Source organism: Burkholderia sp. Bp8998, from assembly GCF_003854235.1.
Taxonomy (GTDB): domain Bacteria; phylum Pseudomonadota; class Gammaproteobacteria; order Burkholderiales; family Burkholderiaceae; genus Burkholderia.
In genome coordinates, this window is sequence record NZ_QTQF01000053.1 from 1 (window position 1) to 20514 (window position 20514).

The window sequence follows — 20514 nt, forward strand, 5'->3', positions numbered from 1 at the left end:
CGCGCGATTGAGCGCCCCCATGTCCGAGAACGGGTGGATATGGTGCGCGGCGTCGAGCGCGCGGTATTCGGCGGTCGGCCGCGCGACGACGGCTTCGTTTGGTTCGGTCATGTTGCCTCCGCTGGTCGATGCCGCACGCTCACACGTGCAGCAGAAGATGGCGGCGCTCCCACGAGCTGATCACGCGGAAGAACGCTTCGTATTCGGTTTCCTTCAGCGCCAGGTACGCCTTCACGAACTTGTCGCCGAGAATGCCGGCGAGCGGCGTGCACGCGGCCATCAGCGAGATGCCCTCCTCGAGATTGCGCGGCAGCTGGTACGGCAGGTCGTAGCCGTCGGACGCGATCGGCTCGGTCGGCGCGAGCCGCTGCGTCATGCCGAGATAGCCGGCCGCGAGCGTCGCCGCGAACGCGAGGTAAGGGTTGCAGTCGACGCCCGGAATCCGGTTCTCGATGCGCCGCGCGACCGGCGTCGACTGCGGGATGCGAAAACCGACCGTGCGGTTGTCGTAGCCCCACTGCACGTTGATCGGCGCGGCCATGAAGCGCGACAGGCGGCGATACGAGTTGATGTACGGCGCGAAGATCGGCATCAGCGCGGGTGTGTATTTCTGCAGCCCCGCGAGATAGCTTTGGAACATCGGCGATACGACGCCGCCGTCGTCGGCGAACAGGTTGTGGCCGGTGTGCACGTCGGCGAGGCTCTGGTGGATATGCATCGCGGAACCCGGTTCGTTTTCCATCGGCTTGGCCATGAACGTCGCATACATGTTGTGGCGCAGCGCCGCCTCGCGCACCGTGCGCTTGAACAGGAACACCTGGTCCGCGAGCGACAGCGCATCGCCGTGCACGAAGTTGATCTCCATCTGCGCGGCGCCGACCTCGTGGATCAGCGTCTCGATGTCGAGACCCTGCATCTCGCAGTATTCGTAGATGTCCTCGAACAGCGGATCGAACTCGTTGACCGCCTCGATCGAATACGACTGGCGGCCCGTCTCCGCGCGGCCGGTGCGCCCGACCGGCGGACGCAACGGCAGGTCGGGATCGGCGTTCATGTCGACCAGATAGAACTCGAGCTCGGGCGCGACCACGGGCTTCCAGCCCTTCTCCTCGTACAGGTCGAGCACGCGGCGCAGCACGTAGCGCGGCGAGATCTCGACGGGCGATCCGTCGAAATGCACGCAATCGTGGATCACCTGCGCGGTCGGGTCGACGGCCCACGGAATCAGGCAGATCGTCGACGGATCGGGCACGCACACCATGTCGGGATCGGTCACGCCGGTCAGCGAGCCGTCCTCCGGATAGTCGCCGGTGACGGTCTGCACCATCACGGCCTGCGGCAGGCGCATCGATTCACCGGATTCGAACTTGTTGCGCGGAATGATCTTGCCGCGCGCGATGCCGGCCATGTCGGGAATGATCGCCTCGACTTCGGTGATGCGGTGCTGACGCAGGAATTCGCTCAGTTCGGGTTGCATGATCGGCCTCGTTCAGTCGATGTCGGATGCGGCCGGCGACGGCATGGTGCCGCCGGCCGCATGAATGCGGTGTGTCATGCGCGCGCGGCATGCCGCGCCGAATGCCGCGAAGATGTCGCGAGACAGCGGTTGTTCCGCGTGGCGCCATTCGGGATGCCACTGCACGCCGAGCGCGAACGCACGCGCACCGCGCACGCTGACGGCCTCGATCAGCCCGTCGGGCGCGCTCGCCTCGACCGCGAGCCCCGCGCCGAGCCGCGCGATGCCCTGGTCGTGCAATGAATTGACCATCGCGTCGTGCGCGCCGCGCGCGACCCGTTGCAGCAGGCCGCCCGGCGCGAGCTGCACGCGGTGCGCGGGGCCATACTGCCGCTCGAGCGGATCGCCATCGCGCTCGCGATGGTCGTGGAAGCCCGCGCGCGCATGCAGTCGCTGATGCAGCGTGCCGCCATACGCGACGTTCAGCTCCTGCATGCCGCGGCAGATCGCCAGCACGGGCACGCCCGCATCGATCGCCGCGCGGATCAGCGGCAGCGCGGTCGCATCGCGCGCGGGATCGTGCAGCGTATCGGGCTCACTCGCCGGGCCGCCGTAGTGATGCGGCTCGACGTTCGAATAGCTGCCGGTCAGCAGCAGCCCGTCGATCGACGCGACGATCACGTCGACCGGCTGCCGTGCGCCGAGCGCGGGCAGCACGAACGCCAGCGCGCCGGCGCCGTCGACCAGCGCGACGAGGTACTTCTCTCCCGCCGTGTGGTTCGGGTGGGCGCCGCGCATGACGCGGTCGGCGGTGACGGCTACGAGCGGGCGCGGTCGCATGATCGCCTCCGCGAAAAATGCGCGACGCATGCGGACGCGCAAGACGATGGAAGTCCACGATGAAGCCGAACGCGCCCGCGCGCAATCGTGCCGCCGCTCGGACGGTGCGGCAACAGGCGGTGCGACCCGATGCGAACGCGGAAAAGGACGCTAGGGCAACAATGAAGCGCTGCCGTCGCACTGCACTGCGCTGAACACGTGCGCGGTCACGAGGTTGAAGCGGCGCAGGCCGCGATGGGACACAGCGAAGAAACGAGGCTCGCGTATGAGGGCGGCGCGCGTGCCGCGATCAGCATGCCGGATCGGCCCGGCCTGAGGCGGCACGCCCGCCGACGGACTTCGGGTCCGGCGTATCGAAGGGCTGGCGGCTTTCACGATCGTACTCGACTGACTGATGAAGGCAGGACACGTGTCGCGATGAAGCGGAGACGGCAACGCCGCGCGCCGACACGTCGGCAAGATGTCTCGCAACGGATTCCGGCGCGGAGCGGCGCTGATCGATGCCGTCGCGGCCGGTGCGCGCGTGACGACTTCCTGACATTCAGCTTATATCACCCAAAAATGTCGTCAAATTTTCAGGTATCGATCCCGACATCGATCAGACGAATGAAAAACGGCATCGACCGGCGGAGTCGATGCCGTTTTGTGCGCCGCGTCAGCGCGCGTATGGCGCGCCGGCGGGCCGTGGCGCGCGATATCGCCGCGCCGCCGCACGCAGCGCGCCGATGGATCAGCGATGCGCGAGCGCGGTTTCGACGAGCGTCTGCAGCAGCGGCACGATCCGCGCGGCGCGCGCTTCGTCGTACGCATACGGACGCGTCTCTTCCATGTAGGTGATTTGCGACAGCTCGAGCTGCACGGCTTCGACACCGGTCGCAGGCACGCCATAGTGACGCGTGATATAGCCGCCCTTGAAACGCCCGTTCGCGACGGCCGTATACCCGCCGTGCGCGGTCACGCATGCGGCCAGCGCCTCGGCAAGGCCCGGCGCGGCGCTCGCGCCGCTCGACGTGCCGAAGTTGAAGTCCGGCAGGCGGCCTTCGAAAAAGCGCGGCACGTGCGAGCGGATCGAATGCGCTTCCCACACGAGCACGCGGCCGTGCTCGCGCTTCAGCCGCGCGATCTCGCCTTGCAGCGCGTCGTGGTACGGGCGCCAGTAACGGTCACGGCGGCGCATGATCTCGTCGTTGCCGGGCGGCGCGTTCGCCGGATACAGCGGCGCCTTGTCGAACGTGTCGACCGGCACGAGCCCGGTCGTGTCCTGCCCCGGATACAGGTTCTCGTTGTCGGGCGGACGGTTCAGGTCGACCACGTAACGCGCGTGCGACGGCACGAGGACCGACGCGCCGAGCGTCGCCGCGAACCCGTACAGCCGCTCGAGGTGCCAGTCGCAATCGTCGACGAAGCGCGCGTCGGGCGTCATCGTCGCGGCGATGTCGTCGGGGATGTGGGTGCCTGCGTGCGGAATCGAGATCAGCAGCGGCAGCGCGCCCTGCTTCAGCGTGAATACAGCCGGTTGTTCAGTCATGTCGCATCACCGTAAAAGTCTGCCGGCGCACGCGCGCGGCGTGCGCCGGGTGCCGCGCGTCAGCGCAGCAGTTGCGCCAGCGCGGCGCGGTAGTCGGCGTACGCGACGGCTTCGTCGCGATGGCGGCGGCCGGTCACGACACGCTCGCCGCCGGTGTAGACGTCGAGCACCGGCGTGTCGCCGTGCTCGGCGAACACCGCGCCCGATAACCATGCCGTGCTGTCGTGTTCGGCGATCGCCGGATGATCGGGATCAAGCACGAGCCAGTCGGCGCGGCTGCCTTCGCGCAGCGCACCGATGCGCCGCCCGCTGGCCTGCACGCCGCCCGCGAGTGACGCATCGAACAGTCGATCGGCGACATGCGCCTGCGTGTCGCTCGCGAGCACGTTGCGCGCGCGATGCACGAGCCGCTGCCCGTATTCGAGCAGGCGCAGTTCCGAGCGCCAGTCGACCGATGCATGGCTGTCCGAGCCGACGCCGATCACGCCACCCTGCGCGAGATAGTCGACGGCCGGGAACACGCCGTCGCCGAGGTTCGCTTCGGTGGTCAGGCACAGGCCCGCCACCGCGCGGCGCTTCGCGAGCGCCGCCGTTTCGGCCGCATCGACGTGTGTCGCGTGCACGAGACACCAGCGTGCGCCGACGTCGAAGCGGTCGAGCAGCCATTGCACGGGGCGTGCGCCGTAGGCGCGCACGCAATCGTCGACTTCGGCCGTCTGTTCGGCGATATGGATATGCACCGGCGCGTCATCGGGCAGGCCGTCGAGCAGCGCGCGCAATCCGCTCTCGGACACCGCGCGCAGCGAGTGCGGCGCGACGCCGTAGCGCAGGCCGCCGTGCTCGGGCGCGACGCGTCGCATCGAGTCGAGCAGTTCGAGCAGGCCGTCCGGCGTGTTGATGAAGCGGCGCTGGTCGTCGCGCGGCGGCTTGTTGCCGAAGCCGGCGAACTGGTACGACACGGGCAGCATCGTGATGCCGATGCCGGCAGAGCGGGCCGCGTCGATCACGCGCGTGCCGAGTTCCGCGATCTGCGGATAGCGCGAGCCATCCTGCGCGTGATGCACGTAGTGGAATTCGCACACCGACGTGTAGCCGCACTTCAGCATCTCGACGTACAGCCAGCGCGCGATCGCCGCGAGCGCGTCGGGCGTGATCTTCAGCGCGAAGCGGTACATCAGGTCGCGCCAGCTCCAGAAGCTGTCGGCAGGATTCGCGCGGTACTCGGTGAGCCCTGCCATCGCGCGCTGGAACGCGTGCGAATGCAGGTTCGGCATGCCGGGCAGCACGGGCCCGGCCGCGCGCGCGATGCCAGCCGGCGCGTCGGTGTCGGGCGTCACGTCGGTCAGCGTGCCGGCCGCGTCCCAGCGCAGCAGCACGTTGCGGCGCCAGCCATCGGGCAGGTAGGCATGGTCCGCGAACAGCGTCATTTCGGTCATCGTGAGTCTCGTCTGTTGCAAGGCTAGCCGTTCATCCGGCGAAACACCGTCGCACCGCCGCGCACGACCTGCTCGCACAGCGGCCGGCCGATCCAGTAAGCGAGCTCCGACAGCGAGCCGACCGACCAGACCGCGAAATCGGCCTGGCGACCGATTTCGAGCGCACCGTGGCGATCCGCGCGGCCGAGCGCCGCGGCCGCATGGCGCGTCACGCCCTGCAGCACCTCGGGCACCGTCATGCGGAACAGCGTGCAGCCCATGTTCAGCGTCAGCAGCAGCGATTCCAGCGGCGACGTGCCGGGGTTGTGATCGGTCGCGAGCGCGATCGGCACGCCGTGCTTGCGCAGCAGATCGATGGGCGGCAATTGCGTTTCGCGAATGAAGTAATACGCGCCGGGCAACAGCACGGCGACCGTGCCGGCCGCCTTCATCGCCTCGATGCCGGCTTCGTCGAGAAATTCGAGGTGGTCGGCGGACAACGCGCGATAGCGCGCGGCAAGCGCGGTACCGCCCGCGTTCGACAACTGCTCCGCGTGCAGTTTCACCGGCAGGCCGCGCCGCGTCGCGGCCTCGAGCACGCGCTCGGTCTGCGCGAGCGAAAAGCCGATGCGCTCGCAGAACACGTCGACCGCGTCGACGAGGCCTTCGTCGGCCAGCGCCGGCAGCATCCGTTCGCACACGTCGTCGATATAGTCATCCGCACGACCCGCGTATTCCGGCGGCAGCGCGTGCGCGCCGAGGAAGGTCGTGTAGACCGTGACCGGGAAGCGCTCGCCGAGCTGGCGCGCGACGCGCAGCATCTTGCGCTCGCTCGCGAGGTCGAGCCCGTAGCCCGACTTGATCTCGATCGCGGTCACGCCGTCGGCGAGCAGCGGCTGCAGGCGCGCGGCGGCCTGCACGAACAGCGTCGTCTCGTCGGCCGCGCGCGTCGCGCGCACCGTCGACACGATCCCGCCGCCCTGCCGCGCGATCTCCTCGTAGCTGACGCCGGCGAGGCGCTGCGCGAATTCGTCGGCGCGCGTGCCGCCGTATACGAGGTGCGTGTGGCAGTCGACGAGGCCCGGCGTCACCCACGCGCCGTGCAGGTCTTCCCGCTGCCAGTGCGCGTAACCGTGCGGCAGCGCGGAAAAGGCGCCCAGCCACACGATCACGCCGGTTTCGTCGACGGCGATCGCCGCGTCGTCGATCGTCTCGTCGGGGTGGCCGTGCGGACACAGCCTCAGGTGATGCCAGACAGTCGGTTTCATGCGTTCAGTCTCGTGCGCCGACGACGAGCGACACGGCGAGCAGCGCGCCGCCTCCGCTCACGACGACGTCAAACGCACGCCGCGGCCCGTCGAGCCGCAGCGTGTCCATTTCCCGCAGTGCGTAGTGCGCACCGTCGATCTCGACGCCGACCGCACCGGTCGCGCAGAACAGCAGCACGGTATCGGCGGGCTCGACGCGGTGCGTGCCTTCGGGCCACACGTCGACGGTCCCGCGCGCGGCCGAACGGCGCGTCATCAGGTTGAAGTCGCGCGTCGCGCCATCATGCAGCGTCGCGTCGATCGCCGTTTCGCCGGCGAAGTCCGCACGGGCGAGCGGCGTGTCGAGCACATGGCGCGCACCGCCTTCTTCCGCGAGCGTCATGCCCGCGCCGGACAGCAGCACGAGCGTGCGGTCGACGCCGTCGAAACGCGAGAACGGGCCTGCCGCGCCGACGTCCGCGACGCTCACGCGCCATGCGAACGCGTCGAGCGCGGCGCCCTGAGGGAACGCGCCGATTTCGCGCGTCACGCCGCCGCCGTTCTTCCACGGCGACGCAACGAGATCCGCCGCGCGAATCATCGTTGCGTGCACCGGCGCCTGGTCGAGCGCCGTCATGCTCAGCGGCCGAGCATCGGCAGCTTCAGGCCGGCTTCACGGGCCGTCTGCTGCGCGAGTTCGTAGCCGGCATCCGCATGGCGCATCACGCCCGTCGCCGGATCGTTCAGCAGCACGCGGCCGAGACGCTCGTGCGCTTCGGCGGTACCGTCGGCGACGATCACGACACCCGAGTGCTGCGAGAAGCCCATCCCGACACCGCCGCCATGGTGCAGCGACACCCACGATGCGCCGCCTGCGGTGTTCAGCAGCGCGTTCAGCAGCGGCCAGTCGCTGACGGCGTCCGAACCGTCCTTCATCGATTCCGTCTCGCGGTTCGGGCTCGCGACCGAACCGGTGTCGAGGTGGTCGCGGCCGATCACGATCGGCGCCTTCAGTTCGCCGTTCTTCACCATCTCGTTGAACGCCTGGCCGAGGCGGTAGCGATCCTTCACGCCGACCCAGCAAATACGTGCCGGCAGGCCCTGGAACGCGATGCGCTCACGTGCCATGTCGAGCCAGTTGTGCAGGTGCGGATCGTCGGGGATCAGCTCCTTCACCTTCTGGTCGGTCTTGTAGATGTCTTCCGGATCGCCCGACAGCGCGACCCAGCGGAACGGGCCCTTGCCTTCGCAGAACAGCGGGCGGATATAGGCCGGCACGAAACCCGGGAAGTCGAATGCGTTCTCGACGCCCATTTCCAGCGCCATCTGGCGGATGTTGTTGCCGTAGTCGAGCGTCGCCGCGCCGCGTTCCTGCAGATCCAGCATCGCCTGCACCTGGACGGCCATCGACTGCTTCGCGACCTTCACGATGCTCTGCGGATCGACCTTCTGCGCTTCGCGCCATTGCGCGACGGTCCAGCCCTGCGGCAGGTAGCCGTTGATCGGGTCGTGCGCGCTCGTCTGGTCCGTCACGCAGTCCGGCGTGATGCCGCGCTTGACGAGTTCCGGGAACACGTCGGCCGCATTGCCGAGCAGGCCGACCGACACCGGCTTGCCGGTGCGCTTCGCTTCCTCGATCATGCCGAGCGCTTCGTCGAGCGTCGTCGCCTTCTTGTCCACGTAGCGCGTCTTCAGGCGGAAGTCGATGCGGGTCTCGTCGCATTCGACCGCGATCATCGAGAAGCCGGCCATCGTCGCGGCCAGCGGCTGCGCGCCGCCCATGCCGCCGAGACCGCCCGTCAGGATCCAGCGGCCCGACGGATCGCCGTTGAAGTGCTGGTTCGCGACCGAGAAGAACGTCTCGTAGGTGCCCTGCACGATGCCCTGGCTGCCGATGTAGATCCAGCTGCCGGCCGTCATCTGGCCGTACATCATCAGGCCCTTGCGATCGAGTTCGTGGAAGTGATCCCAGGTCGCCCAGTGCGGCACCAGGTTCGAGTTCGCGAGCAGCACGCGCGGCGCATCCTTATGCGTGCGGAACACACCGACCGGCTTGCCCGATTGAATCAGCAGCGTTTCGTTCTCTTCGAGATCCTTCAGCGACGCGAGGATCTGGTCGTAGCATTCCCAGTTGCGCGCCGCGCGGCCGATGCCGCCGTACACGACGAGCGCATGCGGATGCTCGGCGACTTCCGGATCCAGGTTGTTCTGGATCATCCGGTAGGCCGCTTCGGCCAGCCAGGTCTTGCAGACCTTCTCGCTGCCGCGCGGTGCGCGGATCGTGCGCGTCGGATCGAGACGGGGATCGATGTGTTTCGGATGGTTCATGACGGCTGCTCCCGAGGGAAAGTGAATATCAATAAGGAATCAGAAATGCCCGGTGAAGCGATAACGGCTGCCGGGGTGCCACAGATTCGCCACCGAGGCGACGACGCCCTGCGACCAGGTGCGCCGATGTAAAACCAGACACGGCTCGACGTCGTCCATCCGCAGTTGCTCGCGCCGCTCGGGCGCCGGAGCCGCCGCTTCGATCCGGTACTCGACGCGCTGCAGCGGTGCCGCGCGCATCAGGTACAGGTTCGGCGTCGTGTTCGTGAAATCCTGCTCGGCATAATCCGGCGCCACCGCCGGATTCACCCACCGTTCTTCGAGCTGGACGGGTTCGTCGTTCTCGAAGTGCAACACCTGCGAATAAAACAGCTTCGCGCGCACGGCCATCTGCATCTCGTCGGCGAGCGCCTCGTCGGCGCGGATCGTCTCGAGGCCGAGCACGCTGGCGCGGTACGCGTGCCCGCGCGCGTCGACCTCCTCCGAGATACTGCGGATCGCAACGAGCGTCGACTCGTACTTCGGCCGCGCGACGTAGGTGCCGGCGCCCTTCATGCGCGTCAGCACCTGCTCGGCCGTCAGCTCGCGCAGCGCGCGGTTGACGGTCATGCGCGCGACCTTGAACTCGCGGGCCAGTTCGTTCTCGGAGGGCACCTGGTCGCCCTCCGCCCACTCGCCGGCGTGAATGCGGCCCAGGATGAAATCCTTGATCTCCTGGTAGACCGGCGCGCTCATGGGCTTACTGTTCCGATGCGAACGAGAACGGCGCGACCTTCGCGAACGCGCGCTCGCCGACGAGCTTCGCGATCACCGCGATGTCCGGGGCGAAGTAGTGGTCGAGCTCGTAGTGCGCAACCTGGCTGCGGATCGTTTCCATCACCGGCGCGAGCTTCGGGCTCGTGTGGTACGGCGCGCGCAGGTCGACGCCCTGGGCGGCGGCCAGCAGTTCGATCGCGAGGATGTGCTTGGTGTTGTCCGCGATGTCGGCGAGCTTGCGCGCGGCGAACGTCGCCATCGACACGTGGTCTTCCTGGTTCGCCGAGGTCGGCAGCGAGTCGACCGACGCCGGGTGCGCGAGCGTCTTGTTTTCCGATGCCAGCGCGGCAGCCGTCACGTGGGCGATCATGAAGCCCGAGTTCACGCCGCCGTCCCTCACGAGGAACGGGGGCAGGCCCGACAGCGTCGCGTCGATCAAGAGCGCGATGCGGCGCTCGGCCAGCGCGCCGATTTCCGATGCGGCGAGCGCGAGGTTGTCGGCCGCGAATGCGACGGGTTCGGCGTGGAAGTTGCCGCCCGACAGCACTTCACCGGTATCCGGGAAGATCAGCGGGTTGTCCGACACGGCGTTCGCTTCGACCAGCAGCACGTCGGCCGCATGGCGCATCTGGTCCAGACACGCGCCCATCACCTGCGGCTGGCAGCGCAGGCTGTACGGATCCTGCACCTTGTCGCAGTCGCGGTGCGACTGGTTGATCGGCGAGCCTTCGAGCAGGTCGCGGTACGACGCGGCCGCGTCCATCTGGCCTTGATGGCCGCGCAGTTCGTGGATGCGGGCATCGAACGGCTTCACCGAGCCGGCGGCCGCGTCGACCGACAGCGCACCCGCGACGAGCGCGGTGCGGTACAGGTCTTCGATCGCGAACATGTTGTCGAGCGCCAGTGCGGTCGATGCCTGCGTGCCGTTCAGCAGCGCCAGGCCTTCCTTCGCCTGCAGCGTCAGCGGCGCGAGGCCCGCGACGCGCAGACCGTCGAGCGCGCTGGCGCGCTCGCCGCGGATGAACACTTCGCCGACGCCCAGCAGCACGGCCGACATGTGCGCGAGCGGCGCGAGGTCGCCCGATGCGCCGACCGAGCCCTTGACCGGGATCAGCGGCAGCACGTCGGCGTTGAACAGCGTGATCAGCGCGTCCATCACTTCGCGGCGGATGCCCGAGTGGCCGCGGCCGAGGCTCGACAGCTTCAGTGCCATCAGCAGGCGCACCGACGAGCGTGCCATCGGTTCGCCGACACCGACCGCGTGCGACAGCACCAGGTTCTTCTGCAGCAGCTCGAGCTGGTCGTGCGGGATGTGCGTGCTGGCCAGGCGGCCGAAGCCCGTGTTGATGCCGTATGCCGGCTCGCCCTTTGCCGCGATGTCGGCGACGGCCTTCGCGCCGGCGTCGATCTTCGCGAAGCTCGCCGGGTCGAGCTTGAGCTGCACGGATTCGCGAGCGATCTTGCGCAGTTGCGGGAGGGTCAGGTGGCCGGGGGTCAACGTAATCATGTGAGCAATCCTGTCTAGACAAGTTCGGGATGGATTGCAGTGTAGCCATCGGAACTTGTCTAGACAACCCCGTTTTTCATGATTTCGACTCGGGAGTTTCCCTGATGTCCGGCGCGGCCCGCCGGACCGGCCCGGCAGACTCCGCGTTTAACGTATGTTGCAATTATTTTGTCTTTGGCAACATACGAATCCGCGCTTCCCTACAGTCCGCCACGGAGACCCGCCATGACCATCCCGCCCCGGTTGACCGCCCTGTTCGGCCGCAGCCTGCTCGTCGCCGCGTGCACGCTTGCGTGCGGCGCATCGCTCGCCGCGGAGCCGCTGTCCGGCACGCTCGAGAAGATCCGCCAGGGCAACCTGATCTCGATCGGCCATCGCGAGACGTCGGTGCCGTTCTCCTATGTCGACGCGAGCGGCAAGGTGATCGGCTTCTCGCAGGACCTGTGCGACCGCGTGATCGCCGCCGTGAAGGCGCGCACCGGCAAGCCCGACCTGCAGGTGCGCTTCATCCCGGTCACGTCGCAGAACCGTATCCCGCTGGTGCAGAACGGCACCGTCGATCTCGAATGCGGGGTGACCACCAACCTCGCCGCGCGCCACGCGCAGGTCGCGTTCTCGACCACCTTCTTCGTCGCGACGACGCGGCTGCTCACACGCACGAACTCGGGCATCCGCGACTTCCCCGATCTCGCCGGCAAGACGGTCGTGACGAACCAGGGCACGACGTCCGAACGCCTGCTGCGCAAGATGAACGAGGAAAAGAAAATGAACATGCAGATCATCAGCGCGAAGGACTACGGCGAGGGACGCCTCACGCTCGAATCGGGCCGCGCGGCCGCCTACATGATGGACGACGTGCTGCTCGCCGGCGTGCGCCAGCTCGCGGCGAAGCCGGCCGACTGGGTGATCGTCGGCACGCCGCAGTCGTCGGAAGCGTACGGGTTCATGCTGCGCAAGGACGATCCGCAGTTCAAGGCGCTCGTCGACGGCGTGCTCGTGCAGCTGATGAAGAGCGGCGAGATCAACGCGCTGTACGACAAATGGTTCATGAAGCCGGTGCCGCCGAAGGGACTCGCGTTCGACTTCCCGATGAGCGACGTGATCAAGGCGCGCTATGCGGCGCCGAACGACGCGCCGCTCGAGTAAGCGCCGCTTGCTGAAACGGGTTCAGCGCGTCCACGCGACGCACGCCGCGTAGCCGGGCGCCGCGTCGAGCCATGCCGCGTCGAACGCGGCCACGCCGGCGGCGGGCGCGGCCGGCTCGACGATCGTCGTCGCGGGCGTCGCCGTATCGCGCGGCGGCACGACCGCGAACGCACGCAGACCACCGACGATGCCGGTGCCGAGCGCCTTCAGCAGCGCCTCCTTCGCGGACCACACGCGCATGAACGCGTCGGCACGCGCGACGAGCGGCAGGCCGTCGAGATACGCGGCCTCGGCGGCCGCGCACACTTCGCGCGTCAGCGCACGCCAGTCGGTCGTGCGATTGCAGCTTTCGATATCGACGCCGACGCGCCCCGTCCCGGCCCACGCGATCAGCGCGTGATCGCCCGCATGCGACACGTTGAAATCGAGCGATGCCCGATGCGCGGGATCCAGCGACGGCCGCCCCGATTCGTCGACCACGATTGCGATGTCCCGCGGCGCGACACCGAGCGCCGCGCCGAGCACGTCGCGCAGCGCGGCGCGCGTCGCGGCACTGCGCACCGCATCCTCGTGCCGCAGGTAGCGGCCGGCACGCGCGCGCTCGGCGTCGCTCAGTGCCGCGTAAGCAGGCGACGCGAGCGGCACGCGCCAGTGGAAATCGACACGCGCCACCTGCACGCCGGCACGCGACGCGGCAGGCGGCACATCGAGCCGGTGCACGCGCCACGCGCGGGACAGGTCGGCGGAAATCTCGAAATCGGGCGGAATGGACATCGGCACGCGGCAGCCAGGCGAACGAAACGTTCGATGTTAATCGATCGCATGGAACGGAGACCGACGCATCGCGACCGCGATCGCGATCGTCGGCAGCGGCAGCCGGCGCGGCCGCCTCATCGAAGCGCCGGCCTGGCTGCGCGCGCGTGCGCGTTCACCCGTGCGCGACGGCGCCCGGCACGCCGCTTCCCGCCAGCCGCGAACGCTGCGCCGGATGGCGCGCGTGGACGCGGCCCGGCGCATCGGCCGGCAGCGCGCCGTGTTGCAGCCAGTACAGCGCGACCGGCCACAGCGTGTCGGTGAAGCGGCTGTGGAAGAACGCGAAGTGGCCGATCGCGTCGACGCCGATGTCGCGCGGCGCGATCCGCAGGTGCGTGACGTCGCTGCCCGTGTAGTAGCCGACCAGCCGTTCGATCGCGTCGACCGTGCCGAACCCGTCGTCGTCGACGCCGATCGCGAGCATCGACGCCGGCAGCCGCGCGAAGCGGGCCGGCAACGCGGCGCGGCTCGCCGCGGTTTCGGCGAGCGGGCCGTGCGTGTAGGCGTCCTCGAAGCGCGCTTGCGAGCGCACCCACGACAGCGCGACGCCGCGCGGCGTGTCTTCCATCCAGCCGAGCCGTTTCGCGGGCACGTAGCCGAACACGGCCGCGAGCGCCGGCATCGCAACGTGCCACTTCCACCACATGCGCCGCCGCTCTGCCGGCCGATAGTCGCGCCAGTACGCATACTGCGCGCCCACGGTCACCACGTGACGCACGTATGCGTTCGACGCCGCGAGCCCTAGCACGCAGCCGCCGATGCTGTGCGCGACGACGTCGAGCGGCTGGCCGGCAAACGCGTCGCGCGCGTACTGCAATGCAGCCTCGCAATCGAGCCGCCCCCAGTCGAGCCAGTTCGCGTGCAGCTTCGCGAGCCGCGCGGGGCGCGAGCCGCCGATCCCGCGATAGTCGTACACGAGCACGTCGCGTCCCTGTGCGAACAGCCAGGCCGCGAAGCGGAAGTAGTAGTCGCAGCGCACCGACGTCGCGCAATTGACGACCGTCACGGGCCGCACGGCGGCGCCGCCGCGATGGCGCCACACGTAGCCGCGCAGCACGTAACCGTCGGCCGCGGTCAGCGTCACGGGCTCCGGCGGCAACGCGCCCGGCGGACGCCCGGCCGCCTGCTCCGCCGCGCGCGTGCTGCGCGCGGCCCCGCCTGCTTCGTTCGAAATCGTCATCCTGTCTCCTGTGCGGCGCCGCATGATCCGGCGCCCGCCCGATCGGCCAGCCTCCATTGAACTTGACGCGCCCGGCGTTCTCAACCAATCTTGCTGCTCCGTTCGCATGAGCCCTACGCATGTCAACGCCGCTCGTCCGTCTCCCGTCGCTGGACCTCGTGCGCGGCTTCGTCGCCGTCGGCCGCCGCATGAGCATCACGCTCGCCGCGCAGGACCTGTGCGTCACGCAGTCGGCGGTCAGCCGCCAGGTGCATGCGCTCGAAGCGCATCTCGGCGTCGCGCTGCTGCAGCGCGGCTATCGCAAGATCGCGTTCACGGCGGAAGGCGAGCGGCTGTTCCGCGCCGCGGATGCGGCGCTGCTCAGCCTGCAGGACACCGTCGCGTCGCTCGCCGCCGCGCGCGAGCGCCAGCCCGTCACGATCACCGCGAGCATCGGCGTCACCGCGCTGTGGCTGCTGCCGCGGCTCGGGCGCCTGCAGGCGCGCCTGCCCGACATCGACTTGCGCGTGGCCGCGAACGACAAGGTACTCGATTTGCGCGCGGAAGGCATCGACCTCGGCATCCGCTACTGCCCGCGCGAGCGCGCGCCGGCCGGTGCGCTGCACCTGTTCGACGAGATCGTCGTGCCGGTCGCGCACCCCGCGCTGGCCACCCGGCCCGTCACCGACGCGGCCGCGATCGCCGACCATGTGCTGCTCGAATTCGACGGGCCGCCGCAAACCCGGCTCCAGTGGCGTGAGCACCTGCACGCGGCCGGGCTCGGCGACGCGCGCCCGAAGGGCGTGCTGCGCTTCAACCAGTACGACCAGGTGATCCACGCGGCGATCGCCGGCCAGGGCGTCGCGCTCGGGCGGCTCGCGCTCGTCGCACCGATGCTCGCCGACGGCCGGCTCGCGGTGCTCGGCCCGCACTCGCAGGCGTTGTCGGATGCGTACGGCTACTGGCTGTTCCGGCACGATCCGGCACCGCGCCGCGAAGTCGCCGACGTGCGCGACTGGATTCTCGCGGAAGCAGCCGAATGCGACGCGGCCATGCGCGCGTATGGCGTGGCGCAGCGGTAAGCCGGGCGCGACGTGCCGCATCGGGCCGATGCCGGTGCGGCATTGCGCGCCGGATCACACCCCGGCAAGCGATGCGAAGATGCGCCTGTTCCGCCGCCACCGCCCTGCCGATATGCAACCGCCTGCGTCGTGGCGGCGCTCAGGCTCCGCCGGCCGCGCAGCCATTCCGCCTCGCATTCCCCCCAAGCATGCGAACCCGACCGAATGATCGCTTGAGCGATACCGGCACCGGATCGTCTAATCGGATCGAACGCGGCCGCCGCGCCGCACGCATTCATCCGGAGACACGCATGACCCCGATCGAACAAGATGCCCGGCGCCGCTGGCTGCCGGTGCTCGCCGGCGGCCTGATCATGGGTGCCGCGCTCGGCATCCGCCACGTGCAGGGGTTGTTCCTCGCCCCCGTCACGCTCGACCACGGCTGGTCGCGCGAAGCGTTCGGCCTCGCGCTCGCGCTGCAGAACCTGATCTGGGGCATCGCGCAGCCGTTCACCGGGATGATCGCCGACCGCTTCGGGTCGGTGCGCGTGATCGTCGCCGGCATGCTGCTGTACGCGGTCGGGCTCCTCACGATGGCGCTGGCGGCGTCGGCCGGCGTGTTCACGGTCGGCGCAGGGCTCGTGATCGGCATCGCGCTGTCGGGGTCGGCCTTCGCGTCAATCTACGGTGCGTTGAGCCGGCTGTTTCCGCCCGACCGGCGCAGCTGGGCGCTCGGTGTCGCCGGCGCGATCGGCGGGCTCGGCCAGTTCTGCATGGTGCCGGTCGCGCAGGTCCTGATCGGCGACATCGGCTGGCAGCATGCATTCGTCGCGCTCGCCCTCGTCGCCGCGCTGCTCGCGCCGCTCGCCATGCTGGTGCGCGACCGGCCCGCGCAGGCCGCGAGCCGCGCGGACGGCCCCGACCAGTCGATCGGCGCGGCGGTGCGCGAAGCGTTCGCGCACCGCGGCTTCTGGCTGCTGAACGCGGGGTTCTTCGCCTGCGGGTTCCAGCTCGCGTTCATCGCGACCCACCTGCCCGCGTACCTGCTCGATCACGGCCTGCCGGCGCGCCACGCCAGCGTCGCGCTCGCGCTGATCGCGCTGACCAACGTGGCCGGCACCTACGCATGTGGCCATCTCGGCGGGCTGCTGCGGCGCAAGTACGTGCTGTCCGGGCTGTATCTCGTGCGCGCGCTGGCGATGGCGGCATTCGTCGCGGCACCGTTGTCACCCGGGAGCGTCTACGTGTTCGCGGCCGTGATGGGCTTCACGTGGCTCGGCACGGTGCCGCTGACCAACGGCGTGATCTCGCAGGTGTTCGGCGTGCGCTACATCGCGACGCTGTTCGGCTTCGTCTTCTTCGGGCACCAGCTCGGCAGCTTCTTCGGCGTCTGGCTCGGCGCGCTCGTGTACGACGCGACGCATTCATACCTGCCGCTATGGATCGGCTCGATCGCGCTCGGCGTGCTGGCCGCGCTGCTGCACCTGCCGATAGACGACGCGCGCATCGCGCGGCCGGTGCCGGGCAAAGCCGCATGGGCATGATTCGTGCCGCACTGGCGGCCGGCGCGCTCGCGTTCGTCGCGTGGTGCACCGCGGCCTACTTCGATTCGGGCGTCGCGCTTGCGCTGCTCGAGCACGCGGCGTTCTGCGAGTAACGCCGCGGGCGGCGCCGCGCGCACGAAAACGCGGCAGCTGCGCTCGGTGGCACTCAGTGACGCTTCGGCAACGTGGCCAGCGCATCGAGCGCGCGACGCCGCGCGCCGTCGTGATCGACGATCGGCGCCGGATAGTCGACGTCGAGCCGCACACCGGCCGCCGCGAGCGCCACCGGCGACGCCTCCCATGGCGCATGGATCGTCGCCGCGTCGAGGCCGGCGAGTTCCGGCACCCAGCGGCGCACGTACGCACCCTGCGGGTCGAACTTCCGGCCCTGCGTCACCGGATTGAAGATGCGGAAATACGGCGCGGCGTCGGCGCCGCAGCCGGCCACCCATTGCCAGTTCGCCGGGTTGTTCGCGGCGTCCGCGTCGACGAGCGTGTCGTGGAACCAGCGCTCGCCGGCCCGCCAGTCGATCAGCAGATGCTTGACGAGAAACGACGCGACGACCATCCGCACGCGGTTGTGCATCCAGCCGGTCGTCCACAGCTCGCGCATTCCCGCATCGACGAGCGGATAGCCGGTCAGCCCGCGCTGCCACGCGCGCAGCGCGGCGGGATCGTCGCGCCACGGCATCGCGTCGAACTGCGCGCGGAAGTTGTCGGTCGCGAGCGCCGGGAAGTGATACAGCAGCACGTGGCTGAATTCTCGCCAGCCGAGCTCGCTCAGGAATTTCCCGGCGCCGGCCGCACACGCCGCACCGCCCGCGTGTGCGGCACCCTGCACCGCATGCCACACCTGTCGCGGCGACACGTTGCCGAAGCGCAGGCACGGCGACAGCCGGCTCGTCGCCGACTGGTCGGGCCGGTCGCGCGTATCGGCGTAGTCGGCCAGCGATTCGCGGGAAAACGCGTCGAGCCGCGCATGCGCGCCGACTTCGTCGGGTGCCGGCCACGCGTCGCGCAGGCCGCCCGCCCAGTCCGGCGCGTGCGGGCGCAATGCGAGCGCGTCGAGCGCCAGCGCACGTTCGCGCACGCGGACCGGCCACGGATGAAACGCGATCCGCTCCGGTTCCGGCAGCGGCGCCGCCACCGTGCGATCGCGCCGCACCGCGCGCCAGTAGGCGGTGAACACCTGGAACGGCGTGCCGGCACCCGTCAGCACGTCCCACGGCTCGTTCAGCAGGCTGCCGTTGCTGCTCTCGACCTCGAGGCCGCGCGCCTTCAGCGACGTCTTCAATGCCGCATCGGCGTCGCGCTGCGGCTGCGCATAGCGGCGGTTCCAGTACACGGCCGCCGCGCCCGTGTCGTGCACGACGCGTTCGATCTCGCGCGGTGCATCGCCGCGCAACAGCAGCAGGTGGCCGCCATGACGCGCGAGCGCCGCGTCGAGTCCGGCGAGCGAGCCGTGCAGCCACCAGCGCGCCGCGCCGCCGAGCGCGCGCCCCGCGCGTTCGCCCGTGTCATCGACATACACGCACACGAGCGGCCGGCCCGACGCGACCGCACGCGTCAACGCGGGCTGGTCGGTCACGCGCAGATCGTCGCGGAACCACACGACGGCAGGAGCAACGGACGACTTGGCTGGCACGGGCACCTCGGGGCAGGAAGCTGAAATGTGATCCGTATTGTCGCGGCAGGGTCGCACGATGTCGATGTTCGACCCGCATGCTGCATGCGCTCGCGCGCTGCGTTCCCATGTCGCCGCCGGATCGCCGGCCCGGTGAAACGCCTTAGTCCATTCCGACGATTCTTCGCCGCGCGTGCCGGCCTACGCTCGATGTCGGGTTCGCCGCGATACGCGGCACGCGCCGGTCGCGAGTCAAACCGTTGCATCGCGCGACGCATCCCCCATGCCCGCGGGCGCCCGCGCGGACCGTTCCGGCCATCGCGGCGCGTGCTCGTCCGTTCGGGCTCGCCCGCGGTCCCATTCTCTCCCTCGATCTCACCCGATACCCGCCATGACCAAATCCGCCAATCTCGTCACCTCGATCACCGTCGCGATCGACACCCCCGCTTCCGTCGTGTGGGAAGTGCTGACCGACTTCCCGCGCTACGGCGAATGGAACACGTTCTGCGTCGGCCTCGAAACGACCGGCCGGATCGGCGACTTCGTGCACATGCAGGTGCGCATTCCGGGCACGGAGACGATGATTCCCGTCAACGAAATCCTCGTCGCATGCGAGCCCGAGCGCCTGCTGTCGTGGGAGCAGCGCCCGACCGGCGACAACAAGGACGCCGCGCGCCGCGACCAGTACGTCGAAGCCGACGGCGCCGACCGTTGCCGCTACTTCACGACCGACCAGTTTCTCGGCATCAACGCGGAAACGATCATGCGCGAGCACGGCGGCTGGGTAAAACAGGGGTTCGACCAGTGCGCGCGCGACGTGAAGCAGCGTGCGGAAGCGCTGCATGCGGCGCGCCGGCGCAAAAGCGCGTGACGGAGCACAGCCGATGCCCGATCTGCAAACCCGCTCCGACCATCACGACATCCGCGAGCGGATCGTCGCGTATTCGAGCGCGATCGATGCGCGACTTCGACGCGCTCGATGCGGTATTCACGCGCGACGCGAAGATCGACTATCTCGCGACGGGCGGCATCGCCGGCATGTCGCACGAGGCGCGCACCGTGGCATCGCTGCACGGCGCGCGCGTCGCAGGCCGTCGGGTCAGTCGAGACGAAACGCCGCTTCGAAACGCTCGGCGAACGCGTCGAACTCGGTTTCCGGCAGATGGTTGATGCCGCCCGCGCGCTTGCGCCCGCCGCCGGTCGGGAAGCCGCGACAGAATTCGTCGGCGCCGAGCGGCCGGCCGTCGGGCACGCGCACGCTGACCACGAGCCCGCCCTGCGCGCGCGGCGACAGCACCGCGAGCGCCGCATGCGGCGCATTGCGCATCCGTTCGTTCGCGAGCATCCCCGTCGCGCGCCGCGCCCACGGCTGATCCGGCATCCTGATCAGCGTCGCGCCCGGCACGTCGCGCAGCGGCACGAGCGCGCATGCCCGCGCCATGTCGTCGCGATAGCCGTCGCGCAGCGCGGCGAACACCGGGGTGCCGCGCACGAAGTCGAGCGGATCGACGCACGGCAGCATCGCGTCGGCCAGCGCCGCCGGATCGTAATGCAGATCGCCGACGCAGTCGCCGTATGCGTTGTAGTTCAGGTAGAGCCCGAGTTCGGCGAGCGTGCAGCGTTCGACTTCGCCGAGCCCGTATTCGCGCGCGAGCGCGTCGCCGAGTGCCGGCAGTTCGTCGCCGAACGCCGCGACGATCGCCCAGCGCACATGCCGGCCGCCGAGATGGCGGTTCACGAGCGCGCTCGTGCAGACGTCGGCGGCCGTGTCGATGTACGCGTCGAAACGCGGATCGCCGGGCAGCTCACCCGCGAAGTGATGGTCGAAATAGCGGACCGCCGCGCCGTCGCGCAGCAGCCGCGCGCATGCGTCGCGGTTTTGGTCGTGCGACACGTCGAGCACGGTCACGCGATCGCCGGCGCGCGCATCGATTCGCTCGAGCAGCTTGATGTCCCGCTTCACGCCCGTCACGAGCGTGCCGCGTTCGCCCTCCGCGAGCCGCAGTTGCTGCAGCGCGCACAGGCCGTCCGCGTCGCCGTTGAACGCGAAGAAATACCGTCCCTGTTGTTTTTCCTGCATGATCCGTTGC

At 69.4% G+C, this 20514-nt stretch carries 18 protein-coding genes; 5 read left to right on the forward strand and 13 right to left on the reverse strand.

From position 1 onward, the window contains the following. Positions 1-139 precede the first annotated feature (139 nt). The 9 genes from DIE06_RS33525 to hutH all read right to left on the reverse strand — a co-directional run bounded on the left by DIE06_RS33525 (position 140) and on the right by hutH (position 11077). Positions 140-1477, reverse strand: coding sequence for a glutamine synthetase family protein (locus DIE06_RS33525; protein ID WP_124665082.1), 1338 nt, complete (start codon positions 1475-1477; stop codon positions 140-142). Positions 1478-1489: 12 nt separating this feature from the next. Next, a complete protein-coding gene (locus DIE06_RS33530) occupies positions 1490-2296 on the reverse strand; it encodes a gamma-glutamyl-gamma-aminobutyrate hydrolase family protein (protein ID WP_124665083.1) in 807 nt (268 codons plus the stop codon). 730 nt (positions 2297-3026) lie between these two features. Beyond that, entirely contained in the window at positions 3027-3824 is a 798-nt protein-coding gene (gene hutG / locus DIE06_RS33540; RefSeq protein ID WP_124665085.1) for an N-formylglutamate deformylase, read from the reverse strand. A gap of 59 nt (positions 3825-3883) precedes the next feature. Beyond that, on the reverse strand, positions 3884-5260 hold the full coding sequence (locus tag DIE06_RS33545) for a formimidoylglutamate deiminase (protein WP_124665086.1): 1377 nt from the start codon (positions 5258-5260) through the stop codon (positions 3884-3886). Between the two features lie 23 nt (positions 5261-5283). Beyond that, on the reverse strand, positions 5284-6507 hold the full coding sequence (hutI, locus tag DIE06_RS33550) for an imidazolonepropionase (protein WP_124665087.1): 1224 nt from the start codon (positions 6505-6507) through the stop codon (positions 5284-5286). A 4-nt stretch (positions 6508-6511) separates the two neighbouring features. Then, on the reverse strand, positions 6512-7123 hold the full coding sequence (locus DIE06_RS33555) for a HutD family protein (RefSeq protein WP_124665088.1): 612 nt from the start codon (positions 7121-7123) through the stop codon (positions 6512-6514). A 2-nt stretch (positions 7124-7125) separates the two neighbouring features. Next, positions 7126-8814 carry a urocanate hydratase gene (hutU, locus tag DIE06_RS33560; protein WP_124665089.1) on the reverse strand — a complete coding sequence of 563 codons (1689 nt, stop codon included), beginning with the start codon at positions 8812-8814 and terminating at the stop codon, positions 7126-7128. Positions 8815-8853: 39 nt separating this feature from the next. Further along, on the reverse strand, positions 8854-9549 hold the full coding sequence (gene hutC / locus DIE06_RS33565; protein WP_044847652.1) for a histidine utilization repressor: 696 nt from the start codon (positions 9547-9549) through the stop codon (positions 8854-8856). Between the two features lie 4 nt (positions 9550-9553). After that, positions 9554-11077: a histidine ammonia-lyase gene (hutH, locus tag DIE06_RS33570; RefSeq protein WP_124665090.1), complete on the reverse strand. Its 1524-nt coding sequence runs from the start codon at positions 11075-11077 to the stop codon at positions 9554-9556. Between the two features lie 225 nt (positions 11078-11302). Between hutH and DIE06_RS33575 the strand changes: the two genes are divergently transcribed. Beyond that, positions 11303-12223 (forward strand): glutamate/aspartate ABC transporter substrate-binding protein, encoded by a 921-nt coding sequence (locus DIE06_RS33575; protein ID WP_124665091.1) that lies wholly within the window; start codon positions 11303-11305, stop codon positions 12221-12223. Positions 12224-12244: 21 nt separating this feature from the next. On the opposite strand, the gene DIE06_RS33580 is transcribed toward DIE06_RS33575, so the two are convergent. Further along, the gene (locus DIE06_RS33580) at positions 12245-12997 is read right to left on the reverse strand and encodes a 4'-phosphopantetheinyl transferase superfamily protein (protein WP_124665092.1); all 753 of its coding nucleotides are present in this window, start codon (positions 12995-12997) and stop codon (positions 12245-12247) included. A gap of 154 nt (positions 12998-13151) precedes the next feature. Then, positions 13152-14216: an alpha/beta fold hydrolase gene (locus tag DIE06_RS33585; protein WP_124665093.1), complete on the reverse strand. Its 1065-nt coding sequence runs from the start codon at positions 14214-14216 to the stop codon at positions 13152-13154. A 119-nt stretch (positions 14217-14335) separates the two neighbouring features. Here DIE06_RS33585 and DIE06_RS33590 point away from each other — a divergent pair, with 119 nt between their 5' ends. The 3 genes from DIE06_RS33590 (at position 14336) to DIE06_RS39270 (ending at position 16913) form a co-directional block, all read left to right on the forward strand. Then, the gene (locus tag DIE06_RS33590) at positions 14336-15277 is read left to right on the forward strand and encodes a LysR substrate-binding domain-containing protein (RefSeq protein ID WP_124665094.1); all 942 of its coding nucleotides are present in this window, start codon (positions 14336-14338) and stop codon (positions 15275-15277) included. 290 nt (positions 15278-15567) lie between these two features. Continuing rightward, on the forward strand, positions 15568-16800 hold the full coding sequence (locus tag DIE06_RS33595; RefSeq protein WP_260433860.1) for an MFS transporter: 1233 nt from the start codon (positions 15568-15570) through the stop codon (positions 16798-16800). Then, on the forward strand, positions 16791-16913 hold the full coding sequence (locus tag DIE06_RS39270; RefSeq protein ID WP_260433861.1) for a hypothetical protein: 123 nt from the start codon (positions 16791-16793) through the stop codon (positions 16911-16913). Before DIE06_RS33595 ends, DIE06_RS39270 begins: the two co-directional genes overlap by 10 nt. A gap of 53 nt (positions 16914-16966) precedes the next feature. Here the strand turns inward: DIE06_RS39270 and DIE06_RS33600 are convergent, their stop codons facing one another. Continuing rightward, entirely contained in the window at positions 16967-18445 is a 1479-nt protein-coding gene (locus tag DIE06_RS33600; RefSeq protein WP_124665095.1) for a deoxyribodipyrimidine photo-lyase, read from the reverse strand. A 370-nt stretch (positions 18446-18815) separates the two neighbouring features. Here DIE06_RS33600 and DIE06_RS33605 point away from each other — a divergent pair, with 370 nt between their 5' ends. Continuing rightward, entirely contained in the window at positions 18816-19295 is a 480-nt protein-coding gene (locus tag DIE06_RS33605) for an SRPBCC domain-containing protein (protein WP_124665096.1), read from the forward strand. Positions 19296-19523: 228 nt separating this feature from the next. Here the strand turns inward: DIE06_RS33605 and DIE06_RS33615 are convergent, their stop codons facing one another. Further along, a complete protein-coding gene (locus DIE06_RS33615) occupies positions 19524-20504 on the reverse strand; it encodes an acetyltransferase (protein ID WP_124665097.1) in 981 nt (326 codons plus the stop codon). Between the last annotated feature and the right edge of the window lie 10 nt (positions 20505-20514).